The sequence below is a fragment of the Saccharothrix ecbatanensis genome (genome assembly GCF_014205015.1).
Lineage (GTDB): Bacteria > Actinomycetota > Actinomycetes > Mycobacteriales > Pseudonocardiaceae > Actinosynnema > Actinosynnema ecbatanense.
Genome location: NZ_JACHMO010000001.1, coordinates 1,520,463 through 1,534,713, shown reverse-complemented (window position 1 = coordinate 1,534,713; position 14,251 = coordinate 1,520,463). Strand labels below are relative to the sequence as shown.

Below are 14,251 nucleotides of genomic sequence, written 5' to 3'. Positions count from 1 at the left end.
CGCTACTCGATCGAGCGATAGGTCACCACTCGTTCGAGTTATCACCCCGACTACGCAGTGGGAGCGTGTTGCTGGATCGGCAACAAAGTTTGCCAAGACTGGCGTATGTTCGGAGGATCGAAGACATGAACACGGACGTGAACATGACTGAGGACCACTGGGAGACGTTCTACCGCGAGAAGGGCCAGATCTGGACCGGCTCGGTCAACGAGCTGTTCGAGAGAGAGGTCTCGCAGCTCACCCCCGGCACCGTGCTCGACCTGGGCTGCGGCGAGGGCGGCGACGCCCTGTGGCTGGCCTCGCGGGGCTGGACGGTCACCGCCGTCGACGTGTCGACCACGGCGTTGGCCCGGGGCGCGGCGCGGGCCACCGAGGCGGGCCTCGCCGCGCGGATCGACTGGCAGCAGCACGACCTGGCGCGGTCGTTCCCGACCGGCACGTACGACCTGGTCTCGGCGATGTTCCTGCACTCGGCGGTGGCGGCGGACGGTGAGCGGCACGCGATCCTGGCGCGGGCGGCCGAGGCGGTGGCGCCGGGCGGTGTGCTGCTGATCGTCGGGCACGGCGGGTGGGCCTCGTGGCAACACGACCACCCGCACGCCAACCACCACTTCGACACCAACGCCGAACTGCTGGAGTCGCTCAAGCTGGACCAGCGTTGGACCGTCGAGGTGGACGAGACCGTAGAGCGCGACATGACCGGCCCCAACGGCGAAGAGGGCACCCGCTCAGACCACGTGCTGTGTTTGATTGCCCCTGCTTCGCAGATGGCGGCTCGGTCGCCTGGGGAGTCGACCGCTCGCGCCCCGTTTTCCGACGATCGAAGGGCGTGATCGCCGGAAAACGGGGCGCGAACGATCGACGCGACCTCGCAAGGGCGCGGGGCGGGGTTAGGGCAGGTGGGTCAGTAGTTCGGCCAGGGCTTGGCCCAGAGGCAGGTCCACTCGCACCGTGGCGTGGGGGTCTCCTCGGGTCTCGCCCTGGTTGACGATGAGGACCGGTTTGCCGGTGGTGGCGGCGTGGCGGACGAAACGCAGGCCGGACATGACCGTCAGCGAGGAGCCGAGCACCAGCAGGGCGTCGGCGGAGTCGACCAAGCCGTAGCACTGGTCCACGCGTGAGCGGGGGACGTTCTCGCCGAAGAACACCACGTCCGGTTTGAGCACACCGGTCACGCAGTCGGCGCAGGCCACGAGCTGGAACGAGCGGACCTCGTGGTCGGCCAGGTCCACGTCGCCGTCCGGGTTGATGCGGGTGGCGGTCGCCTCGAACGTGGGGTTGGCCGCACGGAGGCGGCGGTCCAGGTCTTCGCGGGGGCTCACGGCTCGGCAGTCCAGGCAGACGACCCGGTCCAGGCTGCCGTGCAGTTCGACCACGTCGGGTGTGCCCGCGGCCTGGTGCAGGCCGTCGACGTTCTGCGTGATCACGCCGGACACGTGGCCGCGGGCGTGCAGTTCGGCGACCGCGTGGTGGCCGGTGTTCGGTGCGGCACGGGCGATGGTCCGCCAGCCGAGGTGGCTGCGGGCCCAGTACCGGCGCCTGCCCTCGACGCTGCCGACGAACTCGTCGTACGTCATCGGGGTGTGCTTGCGCAGGCTGCCCGCCGCGCCCCGGTAGTCCGGGATGCCGGACTCGGTGGACAGGCCGGCGCCGCTGAGCACCAGCACCCGCCCGTCCGCGACCACCCGCACGACCTCGTCCAGGCTGGTCGTGCGCGGCAACGGGGCGCCGGTCGCCGTCCAGCTCAACGTCGGCCGTGTGCGCATGCGCTCCACTTTACGTGGGGCTTTACGTGGGGTGGACGGGCTCACGGCTGGTCAGCGGACCGGTGGACTCGCGGACCACCAGTTCAGGCGGCCGGATGTCGACCGTGGCGTCCTCGATCTCGCCAAGGGACGCCAGCAGGACGCGTGCCGCCGCACGGCCGAGGCCGACCAGGTCCTGCCGCACGGTCGTGAGCTGCGGGTAGACGAGTTCGCCGAGCGGCAGGTCGTCGTGGCCGATCACGGACAGGTCGCCGGGCACGTCCACGCCGAGCCGCCGGGCCGCGCTCATCCCGGCCACGGCCATCGAGTCGTTGGCGAACAGGACGGCGGTCGGGCGGCGGCGGTCGGCCAGCAGCCTGCCGACGGCGTCGACCGCGCCGGCGGCGGTGAAGTCCGACACGATCGTGTGACTGGGCGTGAGGTCGTGCGCCGCCAACGCTTCCTCGAACACCCGGCGTCGGTAGCGGGTGTGCACCCGGTCCTCGGGGCCGGACACGTATGCGACGCGCTGGTGCCCGTGCGCCACCAGGTGTTCGACGGCCGACCGGATCCCGCTGTCCAGCCCCGTCGCCTGCACGGCGGGCACCGGGTCGTCCCGCCAGGGCGTGCCGATCAGAACGGTGTTCATGCCGAGCGTTCGCAGCAGGTCGAACCGGGTGTCGCCGATGAGGCTCTCGGTGAGCACGACGCCGTCGACCCGACGTTCGTCGGCCAGTCTGCGGTAGGCGGCCTCCTCGGCGGACGGTTCCTCGCCCACGATGTGCAGTAGCAGGCCGTAGCCGAGCGGGGACAGCTCGCTCTCGATGCCGGAGATCAGCAGGGTGAAGTGCGGGTCGGCGCTGAGCAGGTCCGGCGAGCGCCTGGCGACCATGCCGATGGCGCGGGTCTTCGCCGAGCGCAGGGCGACTGCGGCGGCGGACGGCGTCCACTGGAGCTTGCTCGCGGCGGTCAGGACGCGTTCACGGGTGGGCGCGGAGATGCTGCCCTTCCCGTTGACGACCTTCGACACCGCCGCCACCGACACCCCGGCGAGGGCGGCGACGTCGGCGATCGTCGGCTTGCCCTGAGCACGTCTCACCACCCGGCAAACGTTACACCTGCTGGTCCCTGTGCCTCGACATATGGCTAGTTAAACGATATACCTGTCGCCATGCAGCGCAACTCCGCCAAGCTCGCCGACGCCGACGGCTCCCCGCTGGTCTGGGTCGGGGTCAACTACTGGTCGAGCACCGGCGGCCCGCTGATGTGGCGCAACTACGACCCGTCCGTGGTGGACGAGGAGCTGCGGGTGATGCGCGACCACGGCATCGGCCTGACCCGCAGCTTCTTCTACTGGCCGGACTTCATGCCCACCGAGGACGCGCTGGACGAGAAGCTGCTGACCAGGTACGACGACTTCCTCGACCGGCATCTCGCGTTGGGGATGCGGACGATCCCGACGTTCGTGGTCGGCCACATGTCCGGCCAGAACTGGGACCCGGCGTGGCGCGACGGCCGGGACATCTTCACCGACGAGTCGTTCCTGGAGCGGCAGCGCTGGTACGTCCGGGAGCTGACCGGCCGCTGGAAGGACCACCCGGCGGTCGCGGGGTGGCTGCTGAGCAACGAGATCCCGATCTACGCGGACTGGAAGTCGCGCGGCATCGGCACGCTGGACGCGGACGCGGTGACGGCGTGGGCGGCGGCGTTGATCGGCGAGATCAGGGCGGCCGGGGCGACGCAGCCCGTGTCGGTCGGTGACGGCGCGTGGGGCGTGGAGATCACCGGGCTGGACAACGGTTTCCGGGTCCGCGACCTGGCGCCGTTGATCGACTTCCACGGGCCGCACGTGTACCGGATGGAGGACGACCAGCTGCGGCTGCACCTGGGCGCGGCCTTCGTCTGCGAGCTGCTCGACATCGGTGGCAAGCCGGTGGTCATGGAGGAGTTCGGGGTCACGTCCGACTACGTCTCCGAGGCCAACGCCGCGCACTACTACCGGCAGATCCTGCACACGACGCTGCTGGCGGGCGCGACCGGCTGGATACCGTGGAACAACACCGACTACGACGACCTGGCCGACCAGGACCCGTACCGGCACCACCCGTTCGAGATGCACTTCGGGTTGACCGACTCGCTGGGACGGCCCAAGCAGCAGCTGCGGGAGGTGCACGCGTTCACGGAAGTGTTGCGGCGCACGGATTTCGCGCGGTTGCGGCGGCCGGACACGCGGATCGCGCTGCTGGTGTCGTCGTTCCTGGAGGCTCCGTACCCGTTCACTCAGCCTGAGGACGCCACCAGCGTGGCGAACAACTCCCGGCAGGCGTACATCGCGGCGCGGGAGGCTGACCTGCCTGTGGGCGTGGTGCGCGAGCTGGACGGTGTGCCGGACGACTGCGCGCTGCACCTGGTGCCGTCGGTCAAGCAGCTCACCGCGCCGACGTGGCGGACGTTGGTGGAGCGCGCGTCGGCGGGCGCGGTGGTGTACGCGTCGTACTTCGTCGGCGAGCACCGGACGCAGCGCGGGCCGTGGTGGCCGAAGCTGGACGAGACGTTCGGCGTGGTGAAGCAGTTGCGGTACGGGTTGGTCGACCCGATCGAGGACGACGAGCTGCGGATGGTGTTCGTCCGGGACTTCGGCGGTATCGGGACGGGCGAGGAGTTGGTGTTCCGGGTCGGCGGGACGGAGAACTCGCGGGCGTTCCTGCCGGTGGTGCCGGACGGCGCGGAGGTGATCGCGGTGGACGGGCGTGGTCGGCCGGCGTTGCTGCGGCATCGGGTCGGTGACGGGTGGATGGTGCTGTGCACCTACCCGTTGGAGCACATGGCGGCGATGACGCCTCGGGTGAATCCGGAGCCGACGTGGCGGCTGTACGCGGCGTTGGCGGCTTCGGCCGGCGTGACGCCGTCGGTGCGGGTCGATGATCCGTTGGTGATGACGGGGTTGATGGAGCATTCGTCCGACGGGCGGGTGTTCGCGTGGTTCATCAGCCAGCACGCGTCGCCGGTCGTGGTGGAACCGCTGGTGGACGGGTCTTTGGTGTCGTTGGACGGGGATGTCTTGTCCACTGTGGAGCTTGACGCATATGGCGTGCTGGTGGCGGAAGTGCGGAGGGGGCGCTCGTGAAGATCGCGGCGGTGGAGGTGGTGGTGACCAGCCCGGGGCGGAACTTCGTCACGCTCCGGATCACCACCGAGGACGGGATCACCGGTCTGGGTGACGCCACGCTCAACGGTCGTGAGCTGGCGGTGGAGGCGTACCTGCGGGAGCACGTCGTGCCGCTGCTGATCGGGCGGGACGCGTCGGCCATCGAGGACACCTGGCAGTACCTGTACCGGGGCGCGTACTGGCGGCGTGGCCCGGTGACGATGGCCGCGATCGCCGCCGTCGACACCGCGTTGTGGGACATCAAAGCCCGTGCCGCCGGGATGCCGCTGTACCAGTTGCTGGGTGGGGCGTGCCGGGTCGGCGCGTTGGCGTACGGGCACGCGTCGGGGCGTGACCTGCCGGAACTGTTCGACTCGATCCGGCTGCACCTGGAGTTCGGGTTCCGGGCGATCCGGGTGCAGACCGGCATTCCGGGGCTGGACACGGTGTACGGGGTGGCGGCGTCGGCGGCCGGTGGCGGCGATCGGTACGACTACGAGCCGGCGCGGGCCGGGGTGCTGCCGGTGGAGGAGAGCTGGGACACGCGTGCGTACCTGAGGCACGTGCCTTCCGTGTTCGAGGCGGTGCGGGCGGAGTTCGGGCCGTCGTTGCCGCTGCTGCACGACGGCCACCACCGGATGACCCCGATCGAGGCGGCCCGGTTGGGCAAGGCGTTGGAGCCGTACGACCTGTTCTGGCTGGAGGACGCCACGCCCGGTGAGGACCAGGCGGCGTTGCGGCTGATCAGGCAGCACACCACGACGCCGTTGGCGATCGGTGAGGTGTTCAACTCGATCCACGACTACACCACGTTGTTGAGCGAGCGGCTGATCGACTACGTGCGTTCGGCGGTGACGCACACCGGTGGCGTGACGGCGTTGAAGAAGGTGCTGGACTTCGCGGCGGTGTACGGGGTCAAGTCGGGGATGCACGGGCCGACGGACATCTCGCCGGTGGGCATGGCCGCCGCGTTGCACCTGGACCTGGCGGTGCACAACTTCGGCATCCAGGAGTACATGCCGCACACGGCGGAGACCTTGGAGGTGTTCCGTACTTCCCACACGTTCGTGGACGGCCTGCTGCACCCGTCCGACTCGCCCGGGTTGGGGGTGGAGCTGGACCTCGACGCGGCCGGGAGATTCCCCTACCGTGCCGCGTACCTGCCGGTGAACCGACTGGCGGACGGCACCCTCCACGACTGGTGAGCGAGCATGCGGAAGATCATCTTCTCTCTGTCGGTGTCCGTCGACGGCTTCTTCGAGGGGCCGGACGGCGAGATCGACTGGCACGTCGTGGACGACGAGCTCCACCAGCACATGAACTCGTGGCTGGGGCGGATGGGCGCGTTCTTGAGCGGGCGGCGCACGTATGCGCTGATGGCGGAGTACTGGCCGACCGCGGATCGTGATCCGGCGAGCACGGGGCCGGAGGTGGAGTTCGCGGGCATCTGGCGGGAGATGCCGAAGATCGTGTACTCGAGCACGCTGGAGTCGGCGGGCTGGAACACGACCATCGTGCGCGACGTGGTGGTGGACGAGGTGCTGGCGTTGAAGGCCTCGCCGGGTGGGGACCTCGTGGTCGGCGGGCCGGACCTGGCGTCGGCCTTCCGCCGGCACGGTTTGATCGACGAGTACCGGTTGTACGTGCACCCGGTGCTGATCGGTCGTGGGCGGCCGATGTTCGGGCCGGAGGATCGCCGGACGGACCTGGACCTGATCGAGACCCGGACGTTCGGCACGGGCGTCGTGATGCAGCGCTACCGCGTCGGAGGACGCCTCCTGAGCCACGGGCGACACGGGTGACACGGCAAATCTGTTTGCCTCGTAGTCGGCCCGCACTAGCCTGCGGCCATTGACAACCTCCCCTCCCTGAAAGGGGTGGGGATTCCCCGCCGGTCTCGCGCCCGGCAGTTCCTGCTTCTTCTCCCCGGAAGGGAGGTTTCGCCGAATGCCTCGCCGACTAGCGTCGGGTCGGTCTTACCCCGGCTCCACAGGCTGCGACCGCCCGCCCGGCGGCCAGGATGTTACGCGCGGCGTTCACATCGCGATCGTGCGAAACCCCGCAACCGGGGCACGTCCACTCCCGCACCCGCAGCGGCAGCAGGTCGAGCAGGTGCCCGCAGTGCGAACAGGTCTTGCTGGAGGGAAACCACCGGTCCACCACGACCAGGTCCCGGCCGTACCAGTCGCACTTGTACTCCAGCATCGACCGCAACTCCGACCAGCCCGCGTCGGAAATGGCGCGGGCCAACGACCTGTTGCGCAGCATGTTGCGGACCGCCAGATCCTCGATCACGACCAGTTGGTTCTCCCGGACGAGTCGAGTGGTCAACTTGTGCAACAAATCCCGCCGACGATCGGCGATACGGGCATGGACACGCGCCACCCGCAACCGCGCCTTCACCCGGTTCGCGGAACCCTTCTCCTTGCGGGCCAACGCCCGCTGCCCGCGGGCCAGCCGTTCCCGATCCCGCCGCTCGTGCCCCGGGTTGGTGATCTTCTCCCCGGTCGAGAGAGTGAGCAGGGAGGTGATCCCGGCGTCGACACCCACCACACGGTCGACGGGTGGGGCGTGGGCGACGGTGGTCTCGACCAGGATCGACACGTGCCACCGTCCGGCCGGGTCACGCGACACCGTCACCGTGGACGGCTCGGCACCCTCGGGCAACGGCCTCGACCACACGACGTCCAACGGCCCGTCCATCTTCGCCAACGTCAACCGGCCGTCGCGCCAGCGGAACGCCGACCGGGTGTACTCCGCCGACGCCCTGCCCCGCTTACGGGACTTGAACCTCGGATAGCGGGACCGCTTCTCCCAGAACGCCGCGAACGCCGACTGCAAGTGCCGCAACGACTGCTGCAACGGCACCGACGACACCTCGTTGAGAAACCCCAACCCGTCGGTCTTCTTCCACTCCGTCAACAACGCCGACGTCTGCACATAGTTCACCCGGCGCCGCTCGCCGTACCACGCCGCCGTGCGGGCCTCCAACGCCCGGTTGTACACCAGACGCACACACCCGAACGTGCGCAACAACTCCACTTCCTGCGCCGGGGTCGGATAAAAGCGGTACCGGAACGCCCGCTTCACCACCGACACCGACGACATGCCCTACACATTAGCAATCCAGCGAGTCAACCTTGCCAATGCGGGCAAAAGCATCGGTTTCCTCCCCGGCGTGAACGCCTGGGTATCCACCGACAGGAGCGCAGATGACCGAGAAGGCACTGACCGCCGCCGGGCAGGACTGGGAAGAGCAGGCGCGGAACTGGATCGCCTGGGTGCGCAAACCCGGCTTCGACTCGTACTGGCGCTATCGCGACGCGTTCTTCGGGCTGGTGCCGACCGCCGGCCGAGCCACCCTCGACCTCGGCTGCGGCGAGGGCCGGGTGTCGCGCGACCTCGTCGAACGAGGGCACCGGGTCACCGGCATCGACGCGTCGCCCACACTGCTGGAAGCGGCACGGCAGGCCGACTCCGAGGGGCGGTACCTGACGGCCGATTCGGCCGACCTCCCCTTCCCGGACGACAGCTTCGACCTCGTCATCGCCTACAACGTGCTGATGGACGTCGACGACCTGCCGGGCACCGTCAGCGAGATCGGCCGGGTGCTCGAGCCGGGCGGCAGGCTCTGCCTGTCGATCACCCATCCGATCACCAACACCGGCAGCCGCCAGGACGGCCTGTTCGTCCTCGACCGCCCCTACTTCGGACGTCACCGCTTCGAGGAGGAGGTGGAGCGGGACGGGATGCGGATGAAGTTCACCGGGTGGAACCACCCGCTGAGCGCCTACACGACGGCCTTGGAAGACTCCGGCCTGCTCATCGAGGCCCTTCGGGAACCGCAGGTCAATGACGACACGATCCCCTGGCACCTGTGGATGAGGGCCGTGCGTCCGCGTTAACGGACTGGACTGGCATGGTGATCAGGACGGTCACGTGGGGGTGCGGCGCGGGTGGACAAGACGCTGGAACAAGCGTTGGTCGGGTTGGCGGGGAACCCGTCGGCGCCGTTGGACGTGCTGATGCGACTCGTGCCGGTGCCCGTGGCGGCGAAGGTAATGGCGTGGCGGCAGCGGGTGATGCCGGACGCGTTGGCGGAGCGGCTGCTGGACACCGGCGACTCAACCGTCGCCCTGGCGTTGGACGATGCCTACGGGAGGGTCTCGGACGCCGTGCTGCGGATGATCGCGGAGCACCGGAATCCTGAGGTGCGTGACGCTCGACGGCGGTACATCGAGCGGATGCTCGACGGGTCTGCGCACATGTCGGTTGACGAGCTCCTCCAGGTTGCGGGGTGGACACGAGCGGCGGGCTCGGCTGGGTCGGCGGCGTCTGCGGCGTTGACCGACGCGGCGAAGGACGCACGGTTGGCGGAGTTGGCGCGCAGCCCCGATCCGCGGCTGCGTCACGCGGTAGGTCGGTCATGGGCGGGTATGCCCGAGGACGTTCGGCGGGCGTTGTCGACCGACCCCGACCCGGACGTCCGCGCGTCCGTGGCGGGATACCCGCACGGCCGGGCACCCGACGACCTGCACGAACGCCTGTTGGCAGATCCCGCCACGCGAGGAGCCGTGTTGTCGTACGCGGTGCTCACGCCGGAGATCGCGGCCGAGTGCATGGCGGTGGACGACGAAGAGGTGCGCGCGGAACTCGCGTTGAACCCGACGCTGCCGGCCGCGATGCGTGACGAACTGGCCCGTGATCCCAGCGAGTTGGTGCGGGCGTGGGTGATCGTGCGGCAGGACGTCACGGACGACGAACGCGAACGGCTGTACCGGCGACTACAGGCGGAAGCCGAGGAGCAAGGCCCGTTCCGCGGGGCGTCGACCGCGCTGTCGATGTTGATCCAGATCAGGATCGACTGGCTGCGCGCGCTTCCCGTGCCGGAACGGTTGCACTACCTCCACTCGCCGATCCCGGCGTTCCGAATCGAGCTCGCGCGCTGCGACGACCTGCCGCCCGAGGCGTTCGACGTCCTCGACCGCGACGAGGACGCCGGCGTCCGCCTGATGGCCACGTTCCGACCCGACACCCCCGGCGCTGTGCTCGAACGGATGCTCCTCGAACACGGGGAAAACGAGAGGTACCGGCCGTTGCTGGTCGAGCACCCGAACTTCCCGTCGGAGGCCCTGGTCCGGCTGAGCACCGACCCGGACCCACAGCGGCGCAGGTACACCCTGGGCAGTCCCGCGTTGCCCGATCCGATCGTCTCCGAGCTGACCAGGGATCCCGACGTCCGGGTTCGCTGCACGGCGGCAGGGCACCCGAACCTGCTGCCGGCGGACGCCGAACGCCTGCTGGACGACGACGATCCCACCGTGGTGAAGGCCGCAGCCGCTGCCCCCGCCCTGCCGACCGAGGCGATGACGCGACTGCTCGACCGCGCCGGCTGTTGACCGCGACTAGAGCCGGAACGTGGCACGGACCAAAGCGGCGTCGTAGGGGCGGTTGCCGGACTGGACCGGCATGGTGTCCGCCGGACGTGGGCCGACCAGGGACGACGCCTCGGCGGGCAGGCCGATCCAGTGGTCGGCTACGGCCACCTCCAGCGGTGTGCCGGGGTCCAGGTCGCAGGTGATCTCACGGCTCGTCGGTCCGTACAGCTCCAGCGTGGCGCCGGGGAGGTCCACTTCGCCGAACCGGCAGGCCCGCCGGTCCGACAACGTCACCTGGGTCCGCCACGCGGAGGCAGTGGGCGTGACGCGGAATCGGACTGTGCGCACGTCGCCTTCGGTGGCCTCGACAACGGTCGCGGTGGGCGCCGGCAGGGCGAGGCTCGGCGCGGCGGCGCGCATCAGCGGGTCGTCCAGCATCGGGTAGACGTCGGTCAACGTCACCCGTTCCGGGTTCTCCCCCAGCACGCGCGAAGTCCACGGATCAGGCGCGGGATCGGCGGAGAGCCAGTCGGCCCGGCCCGTTCCGGTGTCCAGCAGGTAGATCAGCGAGTTGGGGCGCGGCTCGTCGGGGTCGAAGCCGAACCGCACCGTGCCCACCGCCAGCAACGCCACCGCCACCACGGCGACCCCGGCCGAAACAGTCCCGGGACGCGGCAGCGAGGACAGCAACGGCATCAGCAGCACGCCCGCTAGCAGCGCGAACACCACACCCACGGCACTCAACGGCATCCCCAGCGCCACCATCAGCGTGCCCACCAACGGCGGGAAGATCGCGGCGGCGACGAGTGGCGGGAGGAACGCCAGTCGGGGCATCCACAACGCGGGCAGGCCGAGTAGCAACGTCCACTGGAACAAGAACCCGACACCCGGAGCCGCCACCGTCGTAGCCACCAGCAGCACAGCGGTCAGCGCCAACACCCCGGCGATCACCTCGGCCGACGACCACCGCCGCACCACCCGGACCGCCGCGAACAGCACCGCCAGCCCTACCGCCAGGAACCCGGCGACGAACCAGCCACGCTCGTACGGCTCCGACAACGCCAGGAAAGCCAACCCCGGCCGTACCGCCGTCACCAGCGCCCACAACCCGAACGACAAGGCGCCGGCCACGACCACCGCCCCGACCGCCACCCCGGCGACCGCGAACACGGCCCGCAGCCGCAACCGTCCACTTCGGACACCAAGTGCCAGCCCCGCCACCGTCAGAACGGCAAGCACCACCGCCAACCACGTCGGGTAGTGCACCAGCACACGGGAGAACAGGTCGAAGTAGACGGCGTTGCCATCACCGGCCCGCAGGTCCCGGTCCCCCAGCGCCCTGACCAGTCCGACCATCGTCTCGCCGTGGTGCTGGAGGCTGCCGCGATCGAGCCGCTCCAGGTCGTCGTAGGGCGAGTGGTAGTCGCGCACGTCGTCGATGAACGCGCTGTTCAGCCCGCGCGCCCCGGCGTTCAGGAACACGGTGAAATCGCTGTAGTTGGGCATCCGCCGGTAGACCTCGGAGGCCATCGAGTTCGCGATGGGCCGACTGCTCGAAGCACCGAACGCCTCCACCAGCGGCCCGTTGTCGGCGCCGGTCTGGAACATCCACACCGGCCCGCCGCTCCCCCGCGCCTCCCAGTTCAGCACCGCACCGAGCCCATCGACGCCGTGCCGCCGCACGTACGCCTCCGCACCGAGCGTCCCGAACTCCTCCCCGTCCGTGAACAGGAACACGACGTCGTTGCGCACGTCGGCGGTTCGGAGCACGCGCAAGGTCTCCAACATCGCCGCGACCGCCGCGCCGTCATCCGCCGCGCCCGGACCGGTGGGCACCGAGTCGTAGTGCGCGACCAGCATCAACGCCTTGCCGCCGCTCACTGACGGGTCCGTGCCGGGCACGCGTGCGACGACGTTGTGCGCGGTGGCCACGCGGACCACGTCGCGCCACGGCTGCACGACGTCGTCGGACTCCACCGTCACCTCGGCGCCGAAGCCGCGGGCGGTGTCGGCGATGTGCTCACGAACCCGCGCGTTGTCGGCCGACCCGATCGGGTGGGGTCGTTGGGCGATCGCGGCCAAGTGCTGCTCGGCACGTCCGGCGGCGAACTCGCCCGCCGCCGCGTCCGCCACGGGCGCGGGCGGTCGGAACGCCAGCACCGCCAGCGCACCCACCCCGGCGATCACCGCGAGCAGTGCCGCCACCCACATCCGCCGGACGATCATCGGGAGACCTTAACCGGGCGAAAACGCGTTCGACAGTGCCGTACTGCGGGACGCACCACGTCCGCCGAGACGACAACTCGTGCAGGCTCAATCGCGAGACAGCCGCGAAGCCGCGCATGCCTTCTACGAGTCACTGGGCTTCCGGGCAGTTGCCCGGGGTTACCGCCTGTACCTCGAGTGAGGACGGAGCGACCGGGCTTACTGCTGGCCGTCGATCGCCCACTGCCCATCGACCTTGACCAGCGTGTAGACGTGCTGCTCCACCTCGTTGCGGCCCGACTTGAACGAGTACGACACGGACGCCGACACCTGGTCCGGGCCGACCACCTGCACGTTGTTCACGTTCACCGCGCTCATCTGCTCCCACCACCCCCGGTACGCGTCGAAGCTCGGCGCACGCTGAGCCTTGAAGCGGTCGGTGAGCCGGCTGTAGGCGGTTTCCAGGTCGTTCGGGAGGAGGCCGTAGTAGTCGGTCAGGGCCTTGTCCGGGCCGACCTCGGCGGGTGGCTCGGACGTGGTCGTGGTCGTGGTCGTGGTTTCCGCTTCCGTGGTGGTCGGCGGTTCTTCCGAGGTCGTGTCGGCGGGTTCGGTGGTGGCGGCGTCGGTCGTCTGCGCGGGTTCGGTGGTGGTGCCGGTGTTCTCGCCTGCCGACGGTGAACCGCCTTCACCCCGGCTGACCAGGTACCCGATCAGCGCGGCGGCGATCACGGCCACGACGGCGAGTGCGACGAGCGCCTTCCGGTCACGTCGGGGCTGTTCCTGGGGAGTGGGCAGCGGGTCGACGGGCAGCGGGTCGACGGGGGCGGATTCGACGGGCGCCGTCATCACGGCGGTCGGTGTCGGGGCCGGGGGCGGCGGTGCCACGGCCGGCGTCTCGTCGAACCGCACGTCCCGCAGCATGTCCACCGCTTCGGGCATGGTCGGCCTGGTGTCCGGGTTCGGGTCGAGCAGGCGCAGCAGCACCGGCGTCAACGGCCCGGCGTTGGCGGGCGGCGGGAACCGGCCGTCGGCGACCCGGTGCAGCAGGGCGATCGTGTTGCCGTCCTGACCGAACGGCGGCACGCCCTCCACCGCCGCGTACAGGGTCGAGCCCAGCGCGAACACGTCGGCCGGGAAACCGCCCGCCCCACCGCGCGCCACCTCGGGGGCCAGGTAGGCGGGTGTGCCGACGAGCATCCCGGACGCGGTGACGGTCGCCTCGCCCACCGCGCGCGACGTGCCGAAGTCGGTGACCTTGACCGTGCCGAACTCGGTGACGAGCACGTTGCCCGGCTTCACGTCCCGGTGCACGACTTCGGCCCGGTGCGCGGCGGCCAGTCCAGCCGCCAACTGCACACCTAACCGGGCCACCTCGTCGGGCGGGAGGACGCCGCGCTCGCTGATCAGCGTGGACAGGCTGCGGGACGGCAGGTACTCCATCACCAGCCACGGGTGGCCGTCATGCTCCACCACGTCGTACAGCGCGATCACGTTGGCGTGCTGCAACCTCGCCGCGATGCGCCCCTCCCGGACCGCGCGGTCGATCGACTCCTGGTCGAAACCGGCGCGGGACAGCAGTTCCTTGACCGCCACGATGCGACGGAGCCTCAGGTCCTCGGCCCGCCACACCACCCCCATCCCGCCAGTGCCGATCTTCTCGGTCAGCCGGTACCGACCTGCGATAGTGCGGTCCTCCACCCGTGCTCCCAACGTCGCGCGCACGTCCGGCGACGGCCGGGTACCCGATCGAGTGACCCATCGAACGTGCGTTTCAG

11 protein-coding genes are annotated in these 14,251 nt (G+C 69.9%); 6 read left to right on the top strand and 5 right to left on the bottom strand.

Going from position 1 to position 14,251, the window contains the following annotated elements:
- Window positions 1-125 precede the first annotated feature (125 nt).
- Window positions 126-833 (top strand): SAM-dependent methyltransferase, encoded by a 708-nt coding sequence (locus F4560_RS06770; protein ID WP_221483371.1) that lies wholly within the window; start codon window positions 126-128, stop codon window positions 831-833.
- A 57-nt stretch (window positions 834-890) separates the two neighbouring features.
- Here the strand turns inward: F4560_RS06770 and F4560_RS06765 are convergent, their stop codons facing one another.
- Window positions 891-1,766 carry an NAD-dependent protein deacetylase gene (locus F4560_RS06765; RefSeq protein WP_184917663.1) on the bottom strand — a complete coding sequence of 292 codons (876 nt, stop codon included), beginning with the start codon at window positions 1,764-1,766 and terminating at the stop codon, window positions 891-893.
- Between the two features lie 22 nt (window positions 1,767-1,788).
- Window positions 1,789-2,847 carry a LacI family DNA-binding transcriptional regulator gene (locus F4560_RS06760; protein WP_184917660.1) on the bottom strand — a complete coding sequence of 353 codons (1,059 nt, stop codon included), beginning with the start codon at window positions 2,845-2,847 and terminating at the stop codon, window positions 1,789-1,791.
- 69 nt (window positions 2,848-2,916) lie between these two features.
- On the opposite strand from F4560_RS06760, the gene F4560_RS06755 reads away from it, so the two are divergent.
- The 3 genes from F4560_RS06755 to F4560_RS06745 are packed head-to-tail and all read left to right on the top strand — an operon-like array spanning window position 2,917 to window position 6,695.
- Window positions 2,917-4,872 (top strand): glycoside hydrolase 5 family protein, encoded by a 1,956-nt coding sequence (locus F4560_RS06755; protein WP_184917657.1) that lies wholly within the window; start codon window positions 2,917-2,919, stop codon window positions 4,870-4,872.
- A complete protein-coding gene (manD, locus tag F4560_RS06750) occupies window positions 4,869-6,098 on the top strand; it encodes a D-mannonate dehydratase ManD (RefSeq protein ID WP_184917654.1) in 1,230 nt (409 codons plus the stop codon). The genes F4560_RS06755 and manD overlap by 4 nt, the downstream gene beginning before the upstream one ends.
- A gap of 6 nt (window positions 6,099-6,104) precedes the next feature.
- Window positions 6,105-6,695: a dihydrofolate reductase family protein gene (locus F4560_RS06745; protein ID WP_184917651.1), complete on the top strand. Its 591-nt coding sequence runs from the start codon at window positions 6,105-6,107 to the stop codon at window positions 6,693-6,695.
- Window positions 6,696-6,852: 157 nt separating this feature from the next.
- Here the strand turns inward: F4560_RS06745 and F4560_RS06740 are convergent, their stop codons facing one another.
- On the bottom strand, window positions 6,853-8,001 hold the full coding sequence (locus F4560_RS06740) for an RNA-guided endonuclease InsQ/TnpB family protein (RefSeq protein ID WP_184917648.1): 1,149 nt from the start codon (window positions 7,999-8,001) through the stop codon (window positions 6,853-6,855).
- A gap of 104 nt (window positions 8,002-8,105) precedes the next feature.
- Here F4560_RS06740 and F4560_RS06735 point away from each other — a divergent pair, with 104 nt between their 5' ends.
- A complete protein-coding gene (locus tag F4560_RS06735; RefSeq protein ID WP_184917645.1) occupies window positions 8,106-8,798 on the top strand; it encodes a class I SAM-dependent methyltransferase in 693 nt (230 codons plus the stop codon).
- A 51-nt stretch (window positions 8,799-8,849) separates the two neighbouring features.
- On the top strand, window positions 8,850-10,292 hold the full coding sequence (locus F4560_RS06730) for a hypothetical protein (RefSeq protein WP_184917643.1): 1,443 nt from the start codon (window positions 8,850-8,852) through the stop codon (window positions 10,290-10,292).
- Between the two features lie 6 nt (window positions 10,293-10,298).
- Here the strand turns inward: F4560_RS06730 and F4560_RS06725 are convergent, their stop codons facing one another.
- Together F4560_RS06725 and F4560_RS06720 are read right to left on the bottom strand one after the other, a co-directional pair.
- Window positions 10,299-12,497, bottom strand: coding sequence for a M20/M25/M40 family metallo-hydrolase (locus F4560_RS06725; protein ID WP_184917641.1), 2,199 nt, complete (start codon window positions 12,495-12,497; stop codon window positions 10,299-10,301).
- 198 nt (window positions 12,498-12,695) lie between these two features.
- Window positions 12,696-14,174: a serine/threonine-protein kinase gene (locus F4560_RS06720; protein ID WP_184917639.1), complete on the bottom strand. Its 1,479-nt coding sequence runs from the start codon at window positions 14,172-14,174 to the stop codon at window positions 12,696-12,698.
- Window positions 14,175-14,251 lie beyond the last annotated feature (77 nt).

What these genes read in the sequence shown, in the direction of transcription:
- F4560_RS06770 (WP_221483371.1), top strand. Translation starts at nt 126, where the DNA reads ATGAACACGGACGTGAACATGACTGAGGACCACTGGGAGACGTTCTAC.
- F4560_RS06765 (WP_184917663.1), bottom strand. Translation starts at nt 1,766, where the DNA reads ATGCGCACACGGCCGACGTTGAGCTGGACGGCGACCGGCGCCCCGTTG.
- F4560_RS06755 (WP_184917657.1), top strand. Translation starts at nt 2,917, where the DNA reads ATGCAGCGCAACTCCGCCAAGCTCGCCGACGCCGACGGCTCCCCGCTG.
- F4560_RS06745 (WP_184917651.1), top strand. Translation starts at nt 6,105, where the DNA reads ATGCGGAAGATCATCTTCTCTCTGTCGGTGTCCGTCGACGGCTTCTTC.
- F4560_RS06740 (WP_184917648.1), bottom strand. Translation starts at nt 8,001, where the DNA reads ATGTCGTCGGTGTCGGTGGTGAAGCGGGCGTTCCGGTACCGCTTTTAT.
- F4560_RS06735 (WP_184917645.1), top strand. Translation starts at nt 8,106, where the DNA reads ATGACCGAGAAGGCACTGACCGCCGCCGGGCAGGACTGGGAAGAGCAG.
- F4560_RS06725 (WP_184917641.1), bottom strand. Translation starts at nt 12,497, where the DNA reads ATGATCGTCCGGCGGATGTGGGTGGCGGCACTGCTCGCGGTGATCGCC.